Genomic DNA, 20,914 nt, shown 5'->3' with positions numbered 1-20,914 from the left:
GAGGATATTATATGAAACGTCAACAATTGAAAAAAACACGAAAGAGAAAAAAGAGAAAATTATTTAAACGAATTGTGCAGCTTTTTATTTTAATTTTGTTAGTGTTTGCCGGCTACACAGGATATACGTTTTGGAAAGTTTATAATTCCGCTTATGATGATTTGGATCGGGTGAAATCAAAACTGCGCGATGAGGCGGTTACGATATCGAATGACCCTGTTTCCATTTTGATTATGGGTGTTGAAGACTACTCCAGCGGCGGAAAAGGCGGGCGGTCGGACACTTTAATGGTTGCCACGTTTAATCCAAAAGATGAAACGATGAAACTGTTAAGTATTCCAAGGGATACAAGAGTTTATATAAAAGAAAAGGATAAGAAAACAAAAATTAATCATGCATATTCCTACGGTGGCAAAGAGTTGACAATCGAAACAGTCGAAGACTTTTTAAACATTCCTATTGACTATTATGTGACAGTCAATTTTGAAGGATTTAAAAATATTATAGATATTCTTGGCGGAATTGAAGTCGATGTCCCATTTGACTTTAAACAAAACAGTGACGACAGAGTCGCAGAGAAGCTTGAATTCAAAGAAGGACCGATGACTTTGGACGGTCGTCATGCTCTTGCCTACGCAAGAATGCGGCTTGAAGATCCGCGCGGAGACCTCGGAAGAAATGAAAGACAGCAGCAGGTCGTAATGGCAGTAATTGATAAACTTTCCTCTATCGGAACTATTACGAAAATTGATAAATTAACAGATGAAATCGGCGATAACGTAGAAACAAATATGAAAGTAACCGAGTTGCTAGCTTTTTACAAAAAATATTCAGATTTTAATTCTTCCAAAATCGAGCAAGTAAAACTAGAAGGCACACCAGAATATATAAATGGCGTTTCCTATTATATCGTAGACGATGAATCCCTTGCGGAGGTACAACATGATCTGCAGGATCACCTAAATTTTCAATTGAATAATAGGGCTTCCCTCGAATAAATGAAAAAAGGGACGTCCGAGAAGTCTTAAATAAAGCCGGTGGAAAAAATGAGCTGTTTTTTCCACCGGCTTTTGTAATTTTTTCGATTTTTTGCTGAAAACAGTCGCCGACTATTTTAAGATGTCGGATAACTGCCATAAATCCCAAACTCGACATAGATATTGCCGAGCCGCGCAAACGTATAAGACAGATTCCCCTAATCGAGTAGGAGGGAGCGATTAACTCCCGTCCTCTCACACCACCGTACGTACGGTTCCGTATACGGCGGTTCAATTAAGATAATTGACGCAAGTCTTTATAACTTCCGTGAATAGCTGTTCTCTTTATGCCAGTGGTCACTCCACCCTCCAAGAGATCTCCCACGGGATTCACCGCTTCCTCCCTCAAGTGAGGTACTACGTTTTCTGTGTTCATCATGACTCACTGAATGCCAAGGGCTATTCTCTCTTAATTGTTCGGTCCTTCTTAGTTGTTCTAGACCAACTAATACTATGACCTCTGCTGACTTCTGACTGTTCAGCTATCTATCACTAGATAGGTTACCAAGGTTACTTGGCGTGCCAGCCAGACCTCCCCGGGTAAGAGTGTAATCTTTCCTTCCATCCATCTGCTTCATTTACTCTGTATCACCTTCGGCAGAAAGGGCTTTGTTTTGTCTTGCAAACTCACCCAGTGATACCTAGCCTCATATGAAGTTCGTGTTCCGAGAGACCTTAAAGTTTGCCGCTCGCTTCCTTCAGATTCCGCGTCACCACGGACACCCTTGCGTTAAGCTAACTGCTACTTCTGCCTTCGCAGCTCGGGACTTTCACCCTATAGATTACACCCATGCCGGGCGCACAAGGAAAAAGCTGTCAATCTTTTGACAGCTTTTTATATTTGGCAAAGGTTATGAATTATCTTTTTGCGGTTTATTTAAAGAAAATATTTTTTTCAACATATTAAGAAAAGGTTTTTGATTTTCTCCGATTAACCCAACTATCTCAGCACCGATTTGAATTATAATAATCAGCACAATCATAATGATCAACGATGCCCATAATGTCGCATGAGTAAAGAGAATCGCTGAAACGCCGAAGCATGCGCTTATTAAATAAATGATTAGCACCGATGTCCGATGACTAAATCCTAAATCAACTAAGCAATAATGCAGATGATGTTTATCAGCCATTGTAATGCTTTGCTTGTTCAAAATTCTTCTAATGATCGCAAAAATAGTATCAAATAATGGGATGGCCAGCACAATAATCGGAATGACAAAACTGAACAGCGCAACATTTTTAAACAATCCTAACATCGAAATGATCGCGACCGAATAGCCTAAAAACATTGCGCCCGTATCGCCCATAAATATTTTGGCAGGATAAAAATTATGGACAAGAAATCCTAACGTGCTGCCGATGAGAATGACAGACAGAGCAACAACAACTAAACGGCCATCCATAAATCCCATAATCATAATGCTTGTCAAGGCAATCGCTGTGACTCCTGCCGCAAGACCATCTAATCCATCTATCAAGTTAATGGCATTCGTAACGCCGACAATCCACAAAATTGTCAAAGGATAGCTAAGATATTCTTCTATGTAAACCGTTCCAACAAACGGCAATGTTACTTTATCAATCAAAAGCCCTGATGTCACGACAACGAATGCAGCCAACAATTGCCCGCATAATTTCTGTTTCGGTGTCAAAGTAAAAATATCGTCTAAAATGCCAGTAATTAAAACTATAGTAGCCCCTAAAATAATTTTTAACATGTGAGGATCATCCGGCTGCAAGTACAGAAAACCGATCACCACTGCAAAAAAAATGGCGAGCCCGCCTAAACGGGGCATAACTTTTGTGTGAACTTTTCTTCCTTCTGGATAATCCACTGCATTTATTTTTAAAGCCAATTTTTTTACAAAAGGTGTAAGCAATGCCGCAATAACGAATGTTAAAATAAAGGCTATTATATATTGGGAATAATTCATATAATCCCCCACTCATTGCAAGAAGTATTCACTTCTTTCATCATAGCAGAAATGGCGAAACTTTCAACAATATTATTTTTAAATTTTTATAACTATTTTATGACTCATTTATTTTTGAAACGATTGGTAAAAATCAAGCAGTTTATTCCCTTCACTTTTCCAATTAAAGCTTTTTAAAAATTCGTTTCTCCCTCTTTCCCTCATTTGATTTAACTGGTCCTGACCGCATTGCAAAAAGAACAGAATGGCATCCGCTATCTCTTTCGGATTTTCAGGGTCGACCGCTCTGCCGCTTCCTGCTTTTTTCAGCACCCGATCATAATGTGGAAAATTTGATGCAATCGGAATAACACCGCCTGCTAAATATTCGAAAATTTTATTAGGCAAACAAACAAGATGATTCGGAACAGGCAAATAAGGAATAATCCCTATCGATGCCTTTTCTAAATATGTTTGGATTTGCTCATAAGAAACTTTCCCAGCAAATTGAATGTGGTTCTCAAGTCCATATTGACGGATTTTATCTTTTATTTCTTTCTCAAAAGATTCTGCTTCAAACCCGCCGACAAACAGCAGCTTTGCATCCATTTTTTCAGAAACGATCTTGAATGCCTCAATTAATTCCCGAATGCCTCTTATAGGTGTAATCCCGCCTAAATATAAAATAAGTTTTGGATCCTTTTGATTGATGCTGAGTTGTTCAAACATTTCAAGCAAAGGGTAGTTTTCAATTTTGCAGCTTTTATATTTTTTATATCTTTCCCCTACTTCATCTGTTGTATAGATAACCCCGGAAATAAACTGCAAAGAAATTTTCTCAATAATCTCATATGCGATTCGAACAGGAATTTTTACCCATTTTTTTAAATATTTTTTGCTCATAATCGCATTCGGATAATGCTCATGAACATCAAAAATTACAATTTTACGTGTTATAAGCCTTAACAAAACCCCTACAGGGAGCAATTCCGGATCATGAAAATGATAAACATCTGCGTTCGTTTTTATTGCTTTTTTTATAATAGAAAATGTATGTAAAAAACGTTTCCATTCTTTCTTCGGTTTATCAATCGGAATCAGTTGTATATTATCATGTTCAATTATTTTTTCCGGTTTTGGAGCAATCAGCGTAACCTCGTAGCCGGCTTTTTGCAGCGTTTTGCACTGTTTATGATAAATTCTTCCATCATAAGCATGATGGACTGTTGTTAACACGCACACTTTTGTCATATTCTCCAACCTCTTTATGCATTGTCATTTTCATAATTTTACTTTACACTATTAGATTAGCGAATTCTATTTTCATATAGAGGGAATTAACATGAAAATCATTTACATTACACAGCATTTTCCGCCTGAAATAGGCGCTGCGCCTGCTAGGGCATACGATTTAAGTTATTATTTAGGAAAATTAGGACATAACGTTACTATTATAACAGCCTTCCCTAATCATGAAACGAATTTTGGCATTTTTAAAAAAGAAACAATGGAGCATGTAAATGTTTACCGTATGTTTCGGATGAAAGATACGAAACAAAGCGCATTGCGGCGTTTAATGAATTATTTTTCTTTTACTTTTTCAAGCTTTATTGGAGGGATTTTTGTTCAAAAGCCTGACATCGTTTACGCTACTACGCCACAGCTTTTTCAAACTTTTTCCGGATGGCTTTTAAGCAAATGGCACAGAGCCAAATTTGTTTTGGAGGTCCGCGATTTATGGGTGGATTTTGCTGAGATTCTTGGCCAATTCAAAAATAAAAAGCTTTTAAACCTTGCACGGAAGTTGGAAAAATTTTTATATAAAAAGGCTGATCTCATTGTCGTTGTGACCAATGGATATAAAGACAGATTAGTATCCGAAGGAATTCCGGAAGAAAAAATTATTGTCATTCCTAACGGCGTCAATCCTGCTTTGCTTAATGACACTTATGCTAATTATAAAGATATAAAAACAGAGTACAATCTTCAAAACAAACGAGTGATATTATATTCAGGGAATATCGGCTCAGCCCAAGGACTGGAAACCGTTATTCAGGCGGCAATCAAGCTAAAAGACAATTCTGATTATATATTTTTATTCATCGGTGAAGGGGTCGAAAAAAAACGGTTAAAAGAGTTAGCTGAACAAAATCAGTTATCAAACGTTCGATTTATCGATCAAATTCCGAAAGATGAGCTTATTTCCTATTACAAAGCAGCAGATATCGGTATTGTTAGTTTAAAAAAGCACCCTCTTTTCTCTATTACGATCCCATCGAAAATGTTCGATTACCTTTCCATGTCCATTCCTGTTTTAATCGGTGTTGATGGAGAGGCGAGACAAATTATTGAAAAATTAAATGGCGGTTACTTCTTTGAACCTGAAAATGCAGACGACTTTATCCGCGCTCTATTCAACGCCTTTGAAAATGAGGCGGAATTAAAACGAATGCGGAAAAATTTGAAGGAACGGCTGCTAGCACATTACAATCGAGAAATGTTCGCAAAAAAACTATCAGATCATATTGAATTACTTCATAAAAAGAAAGAAAGAGGGAATGCTTAAAATTCCCTCTTTCTTAATATGGTTGGAAAGATTGTGGTCTTTCTTCTCTTTTGCCAAAATGATATAAAATGGCCTCTACTATGCGCTTAGAGGCATTTCCATCTCCATATGGGTTCGACGCTTTCGCCATTCGTTCATACTCCTCTTTATTTGTAAGCAGCTCTTTGGCCATTTTGTAGATGGTCTCTTCGTCCGTCCCCGCTAATTTCAATGTACCCGCTTCAATACCTTCAGGTCTTTCTGTCGTATCTCTTAACACAAGAACAGGTTTCCCTAATGAAGGCGCCTCTTCTTGTACTCCGCCGGAATCGGTTAAAATAATGTGCGAACGGGCAGCGAAATTATGGAAATCAAATACATCAAGCGGTTCAATAAGATGAATCCGATCGTCGTCTCCTAAAATTTCATTCGCTACCTCACGAACAGCAGGATTTAAATGAACCGGATACACAACTTGTACATTATTATGCTCTTGAACAATTCTTTTAATAGCTCTAAACATGTTGCGCATTGGTTCACCCAGATTTTCCCTCCGGTGGGCAGTTAGCAAAATCATCCGATCCGAACCGATTTTATCGAGAATATCGTTTTGATAAGAATCTTTAATAGTTGTTTTTAAAGCATCGATCGCTGTATTTCCAGTAACAAAAATGGAATCTTCGTTTTTATTTTCTTGAAGAAGGTTTTGTTTTGACTTTGTCGTCGGTGCAAAATGCAAATCCGCAATGATACCTGTTATTTGTCGGTTTATTTCCTCTGGGAATGGAGAATATTTATTCCATGTTCTCAGCCCAGCCTCTACATGTCCGACAGCAATTTGATTATAAAAAGCCGCAAGACTGGCAACAAATGTTGTTGTCGTATCTCCATGTACCAACACAATATCAGGCTTGACATCTTTCATAATTTGATCAAGCCCCTCAAGTGCTCTCACCGTAACGCCTGTCAATGTTTGTCGATCCTTCATAATATTGAGGTCATGATCAGGCTTAATTTCAAACAGTTCAAGAACTTGGTCCAGCATTTGCCGATGCTGAGCTGTTACCGTCACAATCGATTCTATTTCGTCCGAATATTTTTTTAGCTCCAACACTAACGGAGCCATTTTAATCGCCTCAGGTCTTGTACCAAATATGGTCATTACCCTAATCTTTCGATCCATTCTGACGTCTCCTTTTTCGTTAATATGCACCAATTACTAAATTATCATAACCACAATCATTGTACAAACGAATTTCATATTTTTCACCAAATTGCTAGAAACTGTCCAATAAGTTCCTAAAATGAAACAAATGGAGAAAACTTGCTGCTTTTCTCCACTTGTTTTGTATACTTTCGATTTTTGTTTAAAGCAGCTTGGCGGATGACTGTTACTTCACTATGTTGTGAACCAATTCCGCAATTCTAAACTCGATGTGTACCTTGGTGAGTTCCCGCAAAAGTTCTTCGGAACGACCGATTGTCCTTAATGCAACCGCATTACGAACTAATGATACTTGGACAATGTCACGATCTATTCTCCCCTTCTCCTTCTGCTATAAAAAAATTGTAGCACATACCTTGACCGTGGTCTGTGCTACTAATCTTAATAAGTTTTTTGCTTAATATTTTTTCATAGTTAAGATAAAAACAACGACGTTGTCGTTTACACATTACTAGAAAGAATGGTTTCAATTCCTCATAGTTAAGATAAAAACGCTGTTCAGAAGGCGATATGAAGCCAATGAAACATTGGTTTCAATTCCTCATAGTTAAGATAAAAACACTCGAAGAAACACACAAAGAACAAATCGAGCATATGTTTCAATTCCTCATAGTTAAGATAAAAACCACTTCAAAATCCGCGATATACTCTATTTTTCTAGTTTCAATTCCTCATAGTTAAGATAAAAACATATGCAAGGAGATTGTGGTAGATTCCATGTGATATTGTTTCAATTCCTCATAGTTAAGATAAAAACGCGATTCGTGGGAACATACGATGACCTAGTAGAAGCAAGTTTCAATTCCTCATAGTTAAGATAAAAACCGAAACATCTATAACGCAGCTGTCCAATCAAATACAGCTGTTTCAATTCCTCATAGTTAAGATAAAAACGGTTGTTGTCTTTTTAGGTTCTTTGTAATCCTCGACAGTTTCAATTCCTCATAGTTAAGATAAAAACCAAAAAGTCGGATTCAAGTCTTTTGTGCGGTTATAGTTTCAATTCCTCATAGTTAAGATAAAAACAACCCTTCGCATTCGAACATAAAAGCACGATTGCCGTGTTTCAATTCCTCATAGTTAAGATAAAAACTGTATTTACGATCGTCATCATCGTCATCTTTGAAAAAGTTTCAATTCCTCATAGTTAAGATAAAAACTTTCCCGTGAGCCGCTCGAAATGCTTTTCGATAAACGTTTCAATTCCTCATAGTTAAGATAAAAACAATCCAAAACGGTTCAGAGAAGAATTGAATCGTTTGTTTCAATTCCTCATAGTTAAGATAAAAACGACTGCGTTTCTTCCACAAGATCGGCCGTTGTCCTGTTTCAATTCCTCATAGTTAAGATAAAAACTGATATGAATGAATCTGAAATACGATCGAAGATGTTGTTTCAATTCCTCATAGTTAAGATAAAAACGAAGGGGGTGAAAAAAATTGCACATAGGGCAAAAAAGTTTCAATTCCTCATAGTTAAGATAAAAACGGAAATAGAATGATTTACACTTACAAAAGAACAAAGTTTCAATTCCTCATAGTTAAGATAAAAACGATGAACTTGAAAGAGAACTCAAATACAAACAACGGTTTCAATTCCTCATAGTTAAGATAAAAACCGTGATAAGGCAGCTTCATTCACGCCTGTATTCGAGTTTCAATTCCTCATAGTTAAGATAAAAACTCACTCCTTCTCGCACACTTTTATGGCTATTACTATGTTTCAATTCCTCATAGTTAAGATAAAAACGGCGGTACGCTTTTCTAAGATGTAATGTTTCACCGCCAGTTTCAATTCCTCATAGTTAAGATAAAAACTGTGGACTGCGAGTAGGAACGATTGTGCAACTCGAAAAGTTTCAATTCCTCATAGTTAAGATAAAAACGTGAAGTTTCCGTGGGGAACTGCTGTACGACACGGTTTCAATTCCTCATAGTTAAGATAAAAACGAACGCAGGGTTTGATTCTAGCGCATTGCGAAATGGGTTTCAATTCCTCATAGTTAAGATAAAAACTTCCATGTCCACGATCGCATCAAGCAACGGAACCTGTTTCAATTCCTCATAGTTAAGATAAAAACATAGACCAACAAAAGCTTATAGAGTTAGCGGAAAAAAGTTTCAATTCCTCATAGTTAAGATAAAAACGAAATGGTGAAAACCGAAAATGGATTCAAGGTAGAGTTTCAATTCCTCATAGTTAAGATAAAAACCCCAAAAAATGTTGTTAGGTCAGCATTCCGATTTAAATGGTTGATTGGTTAATTTCATTTTAGCCAATGAGTAAAAATTTATCAATCCTTTGATTTGCGCGGGCTCAATGGAGATTTAAAAGAGTCGTCGATCCCCTGGGATTTTTGCACGATTGGAGGTCGACGACAAATTTCATTATTTTTAAAACAGACGTATTACGTTTGCGGCTCGATAACTCCATCCTTTATAAATATATGTTTTTCTAGAATGCTTTTACTGCTGCTTCTGTTTTTGTGCTGAATATCCATCGGCTTTTTCCATCCCTTTTTGAACCATTTTCACATTGATCCTTTTAAGACCCAAATATCCAGGATATTTGAAAAGATTGTTTAATTTTGCGATTGTCTTCGAATCAGCTAAAAAATACACCGTCAATCTCAATTTTTTACGTTTTTTTCAATATAACTATATCTAAGAAGTGGCAAACCTTGGAGTGTTTTTTAAAAAAGGATGTCCCTAATTACTTTTAGGACACCCTCATTGTTTGTTATCGAGTATTTCTATTTTTATATGCTTCGTCAGCTAGCATAATGCCAATGGCCTGATTTTTCTTCCAAATGGATGGGAAGTAAGATATCGGAACAGGACGATTGCCAACATATGGAGCGACCTCAGGAGTAAAGGCCGGTTTTTTCTGTGTTGATATAAACCAGTCCGTAAAACCTCCCCCGCTAGGATTATTCCTCGGCGGAACGAGACGATAACCTGTTTTTGATGCTATCATACTCGCTATTTTTCTATCTCTTACTTCATGCTGTTTTGGTGTATTAAAGTGCCAATATATTATCTCGCCAGAAGAATGATAAGAAACCGCCGTTTTAAAATTTCTGCTTAGCGTAAAGTTAACCATTGCCTTTGCTTCCGGTTCATTTAATGGTCTAGGCCCTTTGTAATTTTGAGGGGATGGTCTTCCTGTATTCCCAGCAATTCTATACCAATCTGCTGGGTATTGCCGGTTTAAATCCACTCCCCGAATGTTTGCTTTCCATGCTGCAAAATTCGTGCTGCCACCGTTTAGTTTTAATACATAGGCAGGATTTTTAGCGCTTCTGTGCCCTTTTTGTACTAATGTCACCCCATCCGGATTTACCATCGGTACAAACCAAATGGAGGCATTATTTAAAATGCTTCTTACAGGATAGCCATCAACACGTAAATTTTTTGAATATGCGTAAGCATATACATCGATCATTTCCATCAGCAAGTTTGTCGTGATATATTCTCGCGCATGATGGGAACCGTTTATCATAATTTCCGTTTTGCCTTTTCCAAGCTTCACTGCATATATGTTTCGTCCATCAACCGATTGACCGATAATTCTCTTACTAATGAGATTAGGATAAGCTTTCTCTAATTCGCTAATATCCCGGACCATCTCTTCATATGTGTAAACTTGATTCGGGTTTACAAGATTCCCAGGTTTCGCCTGTTTTTTAAACGAAACTTTTACATCACTCTTATGGACGTAGCCAACCCGATTAGCAATATGGATTTTCACCCAGTTGCCATAAGGTGCTTCTATTGGGTATTCAATATTTTTTGAGATGGTCGCAAACGGTACAAGCTTCTTTCCTGAATTGTCATAAATGACGGCATTTTTTAATGCAACAAAGGTGCCTATATTTGTTTTTGATTGTCCCACTTTCTTTTGACCAAATTTTATTGCCGGAACAGTTGAAAGTTTATGAATGTATCCTTTTTTTGAGCCAAATTGAATCTCATGCCAATTACCGTAGTCCCTTATCCTCGGATACGTTTGCCCTTTTTCCAGCATTCCGACTTTGACCAATTTGTCTTTTCCTTTAATATAAATTGGTGTATTATCTCGGGTTACTTGGAAGTATTTTATATTGGCAGTGAATAGCAGCTCTCCTTGACTTTTTTGAATGTATCCGATTCTTCCTAAATAGTCTATTCTCCACCATTTTCCATAATCAGCCACAACCGGATATTCATTTCCTTTATATATCTCCCCAAACTTTACTAGTTTCCCAGAACTATTGTCATAAACCTGGGCGTTTTTGGTGATCTTCAGCAAATAAGAGCTATTTTTATAGCTTTTATTAATATTTTTTATAGACGGGGAAAGAACTGCCGCCGTTCCATTTTTGTGAACATATCCTTTATATTTTCCAAAGCGGATTTCATGCCAATTGCCATAGTCCCTTATTCTTGGATACGCTTGTCCTTTTACTAGCGCCCCGACTTTGACCAATTTGTCTTTTCCTTTAATATATACAGGTGTTTGATCTTGGATTACTTGGAAGTATTTTATATTGGCAGCGAAAAGCAGTTCTCCCTGGCTTTTTTGAATGTATCCGATTCTTCCTAAATAGTCTATTCTCCACCATTTTCCATAATCAGCCACAACCGGATATTCATTTCCTTTATATATCTCCCCAAACTTTACTAGTTTCCCAGAACTATTGTCATAAACCTGGGCGTTTTTGGTGATCTTCAGCAAATAAGAGCTGATTTTATAGCTTTTATTAATATTTTTTATAGACGGGGAAAGAACTGCCGCCGTTCCATTTTTGTGAACATATCCTTTATATTTTCCGAATTGGATTTCATGCCAATTGCCATAGTCCCTTATTCTTGGATACGTTTGCCCTTTTTCCAGCGTCCCGACTTTGACTAATTTTCCGTTTCGTTTGACATAAACAGCCAAGTCTTCAAGAGCTTTAAAATATTTAATATTTTTTGTGAAACTTAATATTTCATTATTAAGCTGTTTTTCTTTTATGTTTTGGGTTAAAGATGTTTGTTGATTCTCACGATTGTTTGTTCCTTCTGTTTGCTTATTTATTTCCTCGCTGTTTTTAAAATCATTTTCAGTGTTTACATCATTAGAATCTGGAACACTTTCCTTATTGTTTACATCCTTTTCTTGTACTGGCAATTCAGTATTAGCATCTGTTGCTTGGTCAGTCTTTTTAAGAGTTATAATTCCTTCACGATTGCCAATAATTACTTTTAACTTGTTTTCATTCTCTTCTATGAATGGAATGTTCTGACCAGGTTCTATGTATGCAATTGTTTTATTCGATTTTGGATCAGAAACTTTCACACGTTCCTTAAAACTTTTAAAATCTACTATACTGCTATTTTCGCCATTCACATTATAGTAATTTAATTGGCTTTCACTCAGTTCAAATTGATCTTGCGGCAGTTCCATTTCTTTTCCGAGCCAATCAAATACATAATTTCCGTTTTCAGTTTTTTTTACAAAAATTTCAGTATCTTTGGAAATAGTGCCTAAAATTTGATTTGCATCATCTGTGATCACAAAATCTTTTTTTAACGAAACGAGAGAAACAGCATCAGTTTTATTAGCATAAACATCGTTTAAAACTGGCTGAAAAAATAAAGAAAATATCATGATAAAGGCTAAAAATATAGAAAAATACCTTTTTGTCACAACATCTCCTCCTGAATAAAAATTGTGCCACTTAAAAGATCATATCATTATGTTGTATCGGTATAAATAACAAATTTTTTATCACTCAAAAAAATAATGCCCAAAACAATTGGGCAATTCATTCAACTATATATGTTTACATACTGCTTGCTCAACTCTTTCCAATGGCGCTCCCGCTCTACCCATTTTCTGCTTTTTATGCCAATGTGCAGATCTGCCTGAGCTTTTTTCATACATTCGTATAATGATTCAACATTCTCCGCTTCAAAGATTAATCCGGTCTCACCTTCGATCACCATTTCCTTCAAAGCTGGAATGTCGCTGACAAGCACAAGTTTCCCCATCGCCATTACTTCGTAAGGTTTTAAAGGAGTAACAAGCCGGCATACTTTCGCATTAATACGCGGAAACGGAAACACATCAATAACAGAATAATATTTTTTTACTTCATCGTGCGGGACTCTACCCACAAACGTAACGTGTTCGGCTATATCGAGTTGTTGAGCAAGTTCTTTCAATTCAGCGACAGCAGGTCCATCACCTACTAAAAGGAAATGAAAATCTTCACCATCCTGTTTCAATCGTTTAAGAGCTTTTAAAGCAAAGTCCAGTCCTTCGTATTTTGTCACAGAGCCGATGAACCCGTAAACAATTTTACCATGCAAATCATACAAGTTCATGAGCTCCTCATCTCGTTCTTCAGGAGTAAAAACATCTGCGTCAACACCATTTGGAACGATGAAAATTTTATTTTTTTCAACTCCTAAAGAGATCAATTGTTGAGCTAAGCTTTCACTTATTGTTACAACTTTATCTGCTAATTGGCAGCAATAGATTTCATATTCTTCATGCATCCGGTAACGTTCGGAATGTTCAAATCCTTTTACTTTGCTCGCTGTCGTATCGTGCCAAAAGCCCCTTACTTCATAAACAGTAGGAATGCCGAGCTTTTTAGCTGCTTGAATAGCCGGCAAAGCATTTTGAAAATTTGACGCTGCATGTACAATTCTCGGTTTTATTTCCATCAATAAATTTGCAAACTGCTCAGCATAATGTTCGAAATACATTGTCAGCGGAACAACGTTTAAACGAATATCTTGCTGCGTGTACAGCCGATAATGTTCAATTCCATCAATGTTCTCTATTTTCGTTTTCTTCCGATTTAGGGGCCAGCCGAGTTTTGTCACGACGACCGGTTTGAGCCCAAGCTTCTTTTGATGAACGACAATTTCTCTGCTTCGAATGGTATATCCATTAACCTCAGGCATAGATTTATTTAATACGTGGACAATTTTGTCGCCTAATGCGATCTGCGGCAAATCTTTTTTCCACGTCCACTTTTCCTTCATCCGTTCTTTTTCATCTTTTGCGATCTCATAATCGTTCTTGAGTATTCGTCGAATGAAAAAAGGAAGCTCTTCAAAATATTTCACACGCTCAGAAATGTTTCCCAATCGATGATGAACCCCAATCAATGTTCTTAATACAAACAGACTTCTCGGCCGCAATTGATACGCTTTATTTAGAAGAAGCGATGCTTCAGCATAATACTCATGTTCATAAGCATATTTCGCCAAATAAAAAAGCATCTTCGTTTTATGATGGCTGCTATAGCCGTCGATTTCTTTAAGCAGTTCTTCTTGTTGGCGATGTTCAAGAAGCCACCTTTTTTTCACACATTCAAATTCGAAATCGCCTGCAATAAAATGATTCATTGTTTCTAAATGCTCTTTTGCAATTGGCAATTTTCTGTTTGAATGAAACAGCTTGCGGACGAAAGTCTTTAACATTTTAATCGATAAATCGTGATCTATAGTCCTGCACCAATTCATGAAAACAGAAAAATCATCAAGTGTAACAGAATCGGTCATCATTTGTTCATATAAAGAAATAAGCTGATTGTTTTCTTTTAATGCGTTTAACAGCTCCCTGCTCAATAAATGGATATATTTTGATTCCACCGCATTTCTTAATGAATAAAGCTCTTGTTCTGAAAGGACAGCATTTTGCAAACTTTCGATGAGCATATTTCTTAACAGTTGGGAGCGTTCACCTCTGTTGTATGCTGTCATGCACTGATGAAAAACTGTTTGGTACTTTTTTTGATCCTTCGCTTTTATCGCTTCTTTTAGAGGTAGTAAAATTTCTTCTGAATAAGGGATTGATACCCCTTTTTCCCATAACCATCGCAATACAGTTTCATACTCGTCTCCGTCTTTTTGTTGAAGCAATGCGATGACTGCCTGTGTTTGTTCTAATTCGGGAAGGTTTTCAATGGTTTGAATGGCCGTATGAATATCATAGGAGACGTGTTGGAATTCGTCTTCCCATTTCCTTCTTATATCATAAATTTCAACAATGTGCTGATAAACTTCCTCTACATTTTTATTCTGACCCCATTGTAAAAACAGTTCACATAGCTGTTTGGCTATTTCAATTTTTTCCTTGCTGTATGCGTATCTTATAAACGATAATTGCATCTCAATCGGCAAAAAATGGCGGTGTTCTGTATTTTCCAAAAGCAGCAGAAATGGTTTAGTCCTTCTTTCCAAATAGAGCAATTTCCCTTTTAATTTCACTATTTCTTCACTTTGATCTGAAAGCTGGAAAATTTCTTTTAAAGCTTTTGAAAAAAGGGAAAGAGATTCCCAAATAAGAGCTTTTATATAGCGTTTTTCTGTATCTTTCAATTGGTTTGTCCGTTGAATCATGTTCATGTATATAAGTTGTTTATTAAATTTTTTTGCCAGTGGAATCAAATCAATTGCCGTTTGCAGAGAGTCCCCTTTTTCTAAATACAGGCGGAAAAGGCGATTTTGCACTGGCTGAGATTTTATAAATAAAGAAAAGAAAACGCCCATTTTTAAGATCCATTGTTTCATTGGTTTCATAACCTCCAGCATATAGAAGAAGAGGCTGCTCAAAGACATTTTTTCAGGAAGATTGAACTCCCCGACATGAGCCAGCCTCTTCATACATTAAAGTTTTGAACCAATTTTTAAATAGTGAAGCCCAGCTTGTTCTACTTTTTCTTGATCAAGCAGGTTCCGTGTGTCATAAACAATCGGAGATTTCATCACTTTCTTGATTGCCGCAAAATCCAAATCTTTATAAGCAGAATGATCTGTTAAAATTACCAATAAATCAGCATCTTTTGCCGCCTCCTCGACCGTATCCACTTTTCCTTCTACATCTGCTTTCACGTGCGGATCATGAATGCTGAGCTTGAATCCTGCTTTTTTCAGTTCCTCAATGATCTCTAAAGAAGGACTTTCCCGCATATCATCAATATTGCCTTTAAATGCCAACCCTAATACAGCAATCTTCGGCTCTTCGATTTCCTTTACAATATTTTGAATGGTTTTCACGACAGTTTTTGGTGTATTGGAATTAATGCTGCGTGCCAGTGTAATAAGCTTAGACTGCTCAGGTGCTTTATCAATAATGAAATACGGATCAACTGCAATACAATGTCCGCCAACACCAGGTCCTGGTTTATGAATGTTTACGCGCGGATGATAGTTTGCAAGCTCAATTGCTTCCCATACATCAAAATTCAATTTTTCAGCAATTCTAGCAAGTTCATTAGCAAAGGCAATGTTTATATCGCGATAAGTATTTTCCATTAATTTAACCATTTCCGCAGTAGTAGCATCTGTCGTATGGATAGTACCTTTAACAAATCGTTTATACAATTGCACGGTTAATTCACTTGATTTTTCATTAATACCACCGACAATTCGATCATTTGATACAAGCTCTTCAAACAGTCTCCCTGGAAGAACTCTTTCAGGTGAATGTGAAATATATAATTCTTCTCCAATAACCAAGCCTGATTTTTCTAAAATTGGAATCATCACGTTTTCAACTGTTTTTGGCGGTACAGTAGATTCAAGAATGACAAGATTCCCTTTTTCAATATACGGAAGAATCATCTCGGTTGCACTGCGGACATAATCAACATTAGCAGAACCGTCCGGATTAACCGGCGTAGGAACTGCGATTATGAATGCGTCAGCTTTTTCCGGTTTCGTGCTGACTGTAAATTGTCCAGCATCAATAACTTCAGCAAGCATTTCAGGCAATCCGGGTTCTTCAATATGAAGTTCTTTATTATTCAACATATTAACAACTTTTTCATTCACATCAACGCCGTGCACCTGCACACCATGTTTTGCAAACATTACTGCAGTTGGCAGACCGATATAACCTAGACCCATTACACACAATCTCATGAAATGTACACTCCTTTTGCACTAATAAACACCATTATATTATACCAAAAATAAAAATACACAACTATTTTTCAAAGTCTTCGATACATTTCGACAAGTTTCATTTTTTCCTTTTGCCATGAATACTTTTCTCGTTTTTGTAAACAGTTGTTTTTATAGAAATCGTAGTTTTCATAAATTTGTAACACGGCTTTAGCAATTTGTTCAGGAGTTTCTTCCGTACAAATGCCTGTTTGTTCATTTTTGACTATATAGCTTTTTCCAGGATGATCGGAAGCTATAGCAGGAATGCCGGCTAACAAGTATTCGAATATTTTGTTAGGTGTAGAAAAATAATTGTTTCGGCTTATGTTTTTATACATAACAAGTCCTGCATCAGCTTGTTTTGTATAACATAAAATATCGCTAGCAGGTACTTGTTCATGAAAAAACACCCTGTTTGCCAAACCGTTTTCCAAAACAGCCTTTTCTAGATCACTCTTGATCCGGCCATTTCCAACAAGCACTAATTTAAAATGCTCAGGCAGCAGCTCCATTGCCTTTAAAATCTCTTCCAATCCTCTGTGAGGATCAATGCCGCCTTGAAAAATTAGCAGGAAATCATTTTCTTTTAATCGGTATTTTTTTCGAAAATAGTCATCTTCTATAGCGCACGTATCTTCTTCCTTATAAATCGGTACGTTTTGAATAACCGTTACTTCCGGCAATTGACCGTATTGTTTCTTAAATTCTTCGGCAACATACGGATTAACAACAATTAGTTGATCTACATCCCGCAGCAATTTTTTTTCAAGCCGATAACCGTACCAACGGTCAAGCTTGTTCCTGCCTGACATTTCGTTAAACAGTTCATGAGAATCATAGACAACGTGCGCTTGAAATTCTTTTGCCAGTTTTATTCCAGTTTTTAATGTATTCAAATCATGGCAATGTATAACATCCCATTGTTGCTGCTGTTCTTTCAACCAGCTTCTGCATTTTAGGTAAAATTCATGATAAGAATATAAATCTTTTATCAATTTAATGACCGGACTCCGAATGATGCGGCTTATCACCTTGTGCTTAACACTTAATTTTTTGTTTTCTTTCGGTTCATTGAGCAATTGCTGTTTATACTTTTTCGAACATATGCTCATTCTTACAATTTTAATGTTTTTATGAAGAAACGGGGGCTCTGTGTTAAATTCCTTCAAACAAAGAATGAAAACTTCTTCACCTTGTTCTGCCAGACCGATGGCTTCCCGTTGAACTCTCGCATCAAAATGGATATCTTTGTAAAGAAGCATCACAATCCGCTTCATTTTTTCGCTCTTCCATTCATAAATGCATTGTATTTTGGAACAACTTCAGCAGTTAATCCGACGGCTTTTTGTTCCCCTAGGTGAATCCAGACAACTCTGTCGCAAATTTTATTGACCAAACTGGCCGAGTGGGTAACAATAATCACTGTTTTGTCTTGTTTAATTTTTTCAAGGATGGCTTTTTCACTTTTTTCTCTAAATGCTTGATCGCCAACGCCGAGAACTTCGTCAATTAATAAAATGTCCGGGTCCAGCGAGATCGCAATGGAGAATGCCAGCCTTGACCGCATACCCGACGAATATGTTCTGACAGGCTCATATACAAAATCACCTAGTTCCGAGAACTCAATAATATCATTTAGCTTGGCATCTACTTCTTCTTTTTTATGGCCAAGAAGGAGACTGTTTAAATAAATATTTTCGATACCTGATAATTCACCGTCAAACCCTGCTCCGAGCGACAATAAAACAGGACGTTTTCCACGAACAATATATTCGCCTTTATCAGGGAGAATGAGGCCGCTCAAAATTTTTAGAAGAGTGCTTTTCCCTGACCCATTTCGTCCGATAACCCCTAATACCTCTCCTTTTTTTACATCAAAATTTAAGTTTTTTAAAGCCCAAAATTCCTTTTTTTCTTTCCGTTTTTTAAACAAGTCGGAAATTCTGCTTTTTTTTCCTAACGGGTAGGAAACCCATAAATTTTTTAATTCAATAATCGATGTACTCAAATCAAATCACCTTTGCATACTCATTTTCATACTTAAATAAAATCTTTAGTGCAAAATATAACAAAATGAAGCTTATTACGATTAAGCCACCTAATAAAAGCCATAATGGCTGAGAATGGTGGAGCAAAATATTCCGGTAAGATTCAATCACAGTTGTAAATGGATTTAAATAAAAAAGACCAGCCAGTCGTTTAGGAACATCCGAAATTGTAAATAATACAGGCGATACATAAAGAAGTACCCTTGCAATATACTGCATTAAATTTTTGATATCCCGCAAATAAACTCCTACATGGGCGAAAAGAATCATTAAAGGCAATAAAATGATCGCATGAATAACGGCGATTAAAGGATATAAAAGATACGTCCATTCAAAATCAATGCCGTAAACTAACAAAAACAACATTAACACAATGCTGCTTAACAAAAATTTTATACTATTTACACATAGGCGAACTAGAATAAAAACAATTTTCGGCACATATATTTGCTTGATTATGCTAGCTTTCCCGACAATCGATGACGTGGAATCAACTAAGCAGGCGGTTGTGAATTTAAGCGGAATTAACCCGGTAAATAAAATCACTAGATAATGCGGACCTCCCCGCCCTAAAATAACGACAACAAGCAAATAATAAATCATCATATAGAGAATTGGATCGATAATCCACCACAAAAATCCCATATAGGTTCTTGCCACATTCGATTTTAAATCAAAAAAAGTCAAATAACGAATCAAATCTTTATGTTCTTTAATAGAACGAATGAACTTCGCAAATACTGTCATGCAAATATCTCCTATTTCTAGAGTATTCTACACATGTAATCCAAAAAACAAACATTATTTTATCATATTTTTCAACATCTTACATTGCTTTTCCATAACAATTTTATAACAACTTCAAACATCTATTTCCATTAGAAAAAAAAGTAAACATTTTTTGGATAATTTTTAATCACTAGCATTGCAGTAATTAAATCTGATGATTCAAAATACTAAGAATGTTCAATTTTTTATTGATTTCGAAACAAAAAAATCCTTTACAATGGAAGTACAGGTGGTTCCTGTCCAAATCCAATCGTAAAGGATAACTGTTATGGACAAGAATACACTAATTTCATCATTTGGTAAATGGGTTTCACCCATAAATATTCAAAAACTTAGCGAACAAGTCAAAGAATTGAAACAGGACTATTACACAAAAAAGCTGACAACAGAAGCCTATATTAAACTTTTATTGGTAGCCCAACTGCTCGAATTTAAGAGCTTAGAGGAAATGAGTGATGCACTTGTAGACGAAGATCTTCAAAAAGCACTCGGATTTGAATCGATAAGTGCCTCTCAGCTATCCCGAAAAAACAATCAGATCAACCCACTAATTCTTGCAAATTTGTTCTTGGATCTTGTTTGGAAAATTCAACGGTACCATTATAAAAACGGAAAGAATATGCCACTGAAAATCATTGATTCGAGTACACTCCCGTTGAATTTGACCAATTATAAATGGGCAAAATTCCGTAAAACAAAAGCTGGTGTAAAGCTACACTTACGGCTCGTTTTCATGGATAAAGACACCGTCTATCCTGAAAAAGCAGTGATTACGACAGCAAAAGAACATGACCGAAATCAACTCGAAGTCCTAGTGGATGATAAAGAAGCCATGTATGTGTTTGACCGCGGTTATGTGGACTATGAACGTTTTGACCGGATGACAGATGATGGCTATTTCTTCGTTTCAAGACTGAAGAAAAACGCAGTCATTCGTGAAGTCTATACATTTTCACTTCCTGATGATTGTCACGTTCTATCCGATAAAATGGTCTACATTGGTACCACACAAAATCGTACTGAAAATGTCTATCGTCTACTAGAAGTTATGGACACAAAAGGGAACTTACTTCGTTTAATTACCAACCGATTTGATTTAAAAGCAGAAGAGATAAGTGATATTTACCGATCTCGCTGGGCTATTGAACTCTTTTTCAAATGGCTTAAGCAACACGTAGAAATTAAGCACTTTTATGGAATGAGTGAAACAGCTATTCAAAATCAAATTTTCTTAGCCCTTATCACGTATTGCTTACATGTTCTCATTCAATTGGAGATGAAAAGTAAGAAATCCCTACTTCGAATTACTCGTTGGTTAAAGAGAGCTCTGTGGAAACCAGCTTATGTTTGGTTGCGAAAATTTGATGGGCGAGCCAGTCCATAATCTCCCTTTTGTCGTTGTCGCTCTGATTTAACTGTATA

Annotated in this window: 12 protein-coding genes and 1 CRISPR repeat array; of the genes, 3 read left to right on the top strand and 9 right to left on the bottom strand. The window is 36.5% G+C overall.

Annotated features, from left to right (window positions below):
* Positions 1 to 11 precede the first annotated feature (11 nt).
* Positions 12 to 998 (top strand): LCP family protein, encoded by a 987-nt coding sequence (locus NSR00_RS14775; RefSeq protein ID WP_327873221.1) that lies wholly within the window; start codon positions 12 to 14, stop codon positions 996 to 998.
* 890 nt (positions 999 to 1,888) lie between these two features.
* On the opposite strand, the gene NSR00_RS14770 is transcribed toward NSR00_RS14775, so the two are convergent.
* Together NSR00_RS14770 and NSR00_RS14765 are read right to left on the bottom strand one after the other, a co-directional pair.
* On the bottom strand, positions 1,889 to 2,974 hold the full coding sequence (locus NSR00_RS14770; RefSeq protein ID WP_327856585.1) for a glycosyltransferase family 4 protein: 1,086 nt from the start codon (positions 2,972 to 2,974) through the stop codon (positions 1,889 to 1,891).
* A 108-nt stretch (positions 2,975 to 3,082) separates the two neighbouring features.
* Positions 3,083 to 4,204, bottom strand: coding sequence for a glycosyltransferase family 4 protein (locus NSR00_RS14765; RefSeq protein ID WP_340789589.1), 1,122 nt, complete (start codon positions 4,202 to 4,204; stop codon positions 3,083 to 3,085).
* Between the two features lie 91 nt (positions 4,205 to 4,295).
* Here NSR00_RS14765 and NSR00_RS14760 point away from each other — a divergent pair, with 91 nt between their 5' ends.
* Complete coding sequence (locus tag NSR00_RS14760) at positions 4,296 to 5,519, top strand: glycosyltransferase family 4 protein (protein WP_340789588.1); 1,224 nt, start codon at positions 4,296 to 4,298, stop codon at positions 5,517 to 5,519.
* Positions 5,520 to 5,532: 13 nt separating this feature from the next.
* On the opposite strand, the gene wecB is transcribed toward NSR00_RS14760, so the two are convergent.
* The 7 genes from wecB to NSR00_RS14725 form a co-directional block, all read right to left on the bottom strand.
* Positions 5,533 to 6,681, bottom strand: coding sequence for a non-hydrolyzing UDP-N-acetylglucosamine 2-epimerase (gene wecB / locus NSR00_RS14755; protein WP_340789586.1), 1,149 nt, complete (start codon positions 6,679 to 6,681; stop codon positions 5,533 to 5,535).
* Between the two features lie 505 nt (positions 6,682 to 7,186).
* Positions 7,187 to 8,935: direct repeats of the CRISPR family, unit length 30 nt; unit sequence GTTTCAATTCCTCATAGTTAAGATAAAAAC.
* Between the two features lie 527 nt (positions 8,936 to 9,462).
* Positions 9,463 to 12,396 (bottom strand): M14 family metallocarboxypeptidase, encoded by a 2,934-nt coding sequence (locus tag NSR00_RS14750; RefSeq protein WP_340789585.1) that lies wholly within the window; start codon positions 12,394 to 12,396, stop codon positions 9,463 to 9,465.
* Between the two features lie 122 nt (positions 12,397 to 12,518).
* Complete coding sequence (locus NSR00_RS14745; protein WP_340789584.1) at positions 12,519 to 15,278, bottom strand: glycosyltransferase family 4 protein; 2,760 nt, start codon at positions 15,276 to 15,278, stop codon at positions 12,519 to 12,521.
* 96 nt (positions 15,279 to 15,374) lie between these two features.
* Positions 15,375 to 16,631, bottom strand: coding sequence for a nucleotide sugar dehydrogenase (locus tag NSR00_RS14740; RefSeq protein WP_340789583.1), 1,257 nt, complete (start codon positions 16,629 to 16,631; stop codon positions 15,375 to 15,377).
* Between the two features lie 71 nt (positions 16,632 to 16,702).
* Positions 16,703 to 17,932, bottom strand: coding sequence for a glycosyltransferase (locus NSR00_RS14735; protein ID WP_340789582.1), 1,230 nt, complete (start codon positions 17,930 to 17,932; stop codon positions 16,703 to 16,705).
* Positions 17,929 to 18,663: an ABC transporter ATP-binding protein gene (locus NSR00_RS14730; protein ID WP_063386314.1), complete on the bottom strand. Its 735-nt coding sequence runs from the start codon at positions 18,661 to 18,663 to the stop codon at positions 17,929 to 17,931. Before NSR00_RS14730 ends, NSR00_RS14735 begins: the two co-directional genes overlap by 4 nt.
* 1 nt (position 18,664) lies before the next feature.
* Positions 18,665 to 19,450 carry an ABC transporter permease gene (locus NSR00_RS14725; protein WP_340789580.1) on the bottom strand — a complete coding sequence of 262 codons (786 nt, stop codon included), beginning with the start codon at positions 19,448 to 19,450 and terminating at the stop codon, positions 18,665 to 18,667.
* Positions 19,451 to 19,760: 310 nt separating this feature from the next.
* Between NSR00_RS14725 and NSR00_RS14720 the strand changes: the two genes are divergently transcribed.
* Positions 19,761 to 20,876 (top strand): IS4 family transposase, encoded by a 1,116-nt coding sequence (locus NSR00_RS14720; protein ID WP_340786703.1) that lies wholly within the window; start codon positions 19,761 to 19,763, stop codon positions 20,874 to 20,876.
* The last annotated feature ends 38 nt before the right edge of the window (positions 20,877 to 20,914 follow it).

The sequence above is a fragment of the Aeribacillus sp. FSL K6-8394 genome (genome assembly GCF_038008865.1).
Taxonomy (GTDB): Bacteria; Bacillota; Bacilli; order Bacillales; family Aeribacillaceae; genus Aeribacillus; species Aeribacillus composti.
The sequence above is the reverse complement of the archived record's forward strand: the minus strand, read 5'-3'. Positions and strand labels throughout refer to the sequence as shown.

Coding starts and splice junctions, on each gene's coding strand:
- NSR00_RS14720 (WP_340786703.1), top strand. CDS start 19,761: ATGGACAAGAATACACTAATTTCATCATTTGGTAAATGGGTTTCACCC.
- wecB (WP_340789586.1), bottom strand. CDS start 6,681: ATGGATCGAAAGATTAGGGTAATGACCATATTTGGTACAAGACCTGAG.
- NSR00_RS14775 (WP_327873221.1), top strand. CDS start 12: ATGAAACGTCAACAATTGAAAAAAACACGAAAGAGAAAAAAGAGAAAA.
- NSR00_RS14770 (WP_327856585.1), bottom strand. CDS start 2,974: ATGAATTATTCCCAATATATAATAGCCTTTATTTTAACATTCGTTATT.
- NSR00_RS14765 (WP_340789589.1), bottom strand. CDS start 4,204: ATGACAAAAGTGTGCGTGTTAACAACAGTCCATCATGCTTATGATGGA.
- NSR00_RS14740 (WP_340789583.1), bottom strand. CDS start 16,631: ATGAGATTGTGTGTAATGGGTCTAGGTTATATCGGTCTGCCAACTGCA.
- NSR00_RS14735 (WP_340789582.1), bottom strand. CDS start 17,932: ATGAAGCGGATTGTGATGCTTCTTTACAAAGATATCCATTTTGATGCG.
- NSR00_RS14745 (WP_340789584.1), bottom strand. CDS start 15,278: ATGAAACAATGGATCTTAAAAATGGGCGTTTTCTTTTCTTTATTTATA.
- NSR00_RS14760 (WP_340789588.1), top strand. CDS start 4,296: ATGAAAATCATTTACATTACACAGCATTTTCCGCCTGAAATAGGCGCT.
- NSR00_RS14725 (WP_340789580.1), bottom strand. CDS start 19,450: ATGACAGTATTTGCGAAGTTCATTCGTTCTATTAAAGAACATAAAGAT.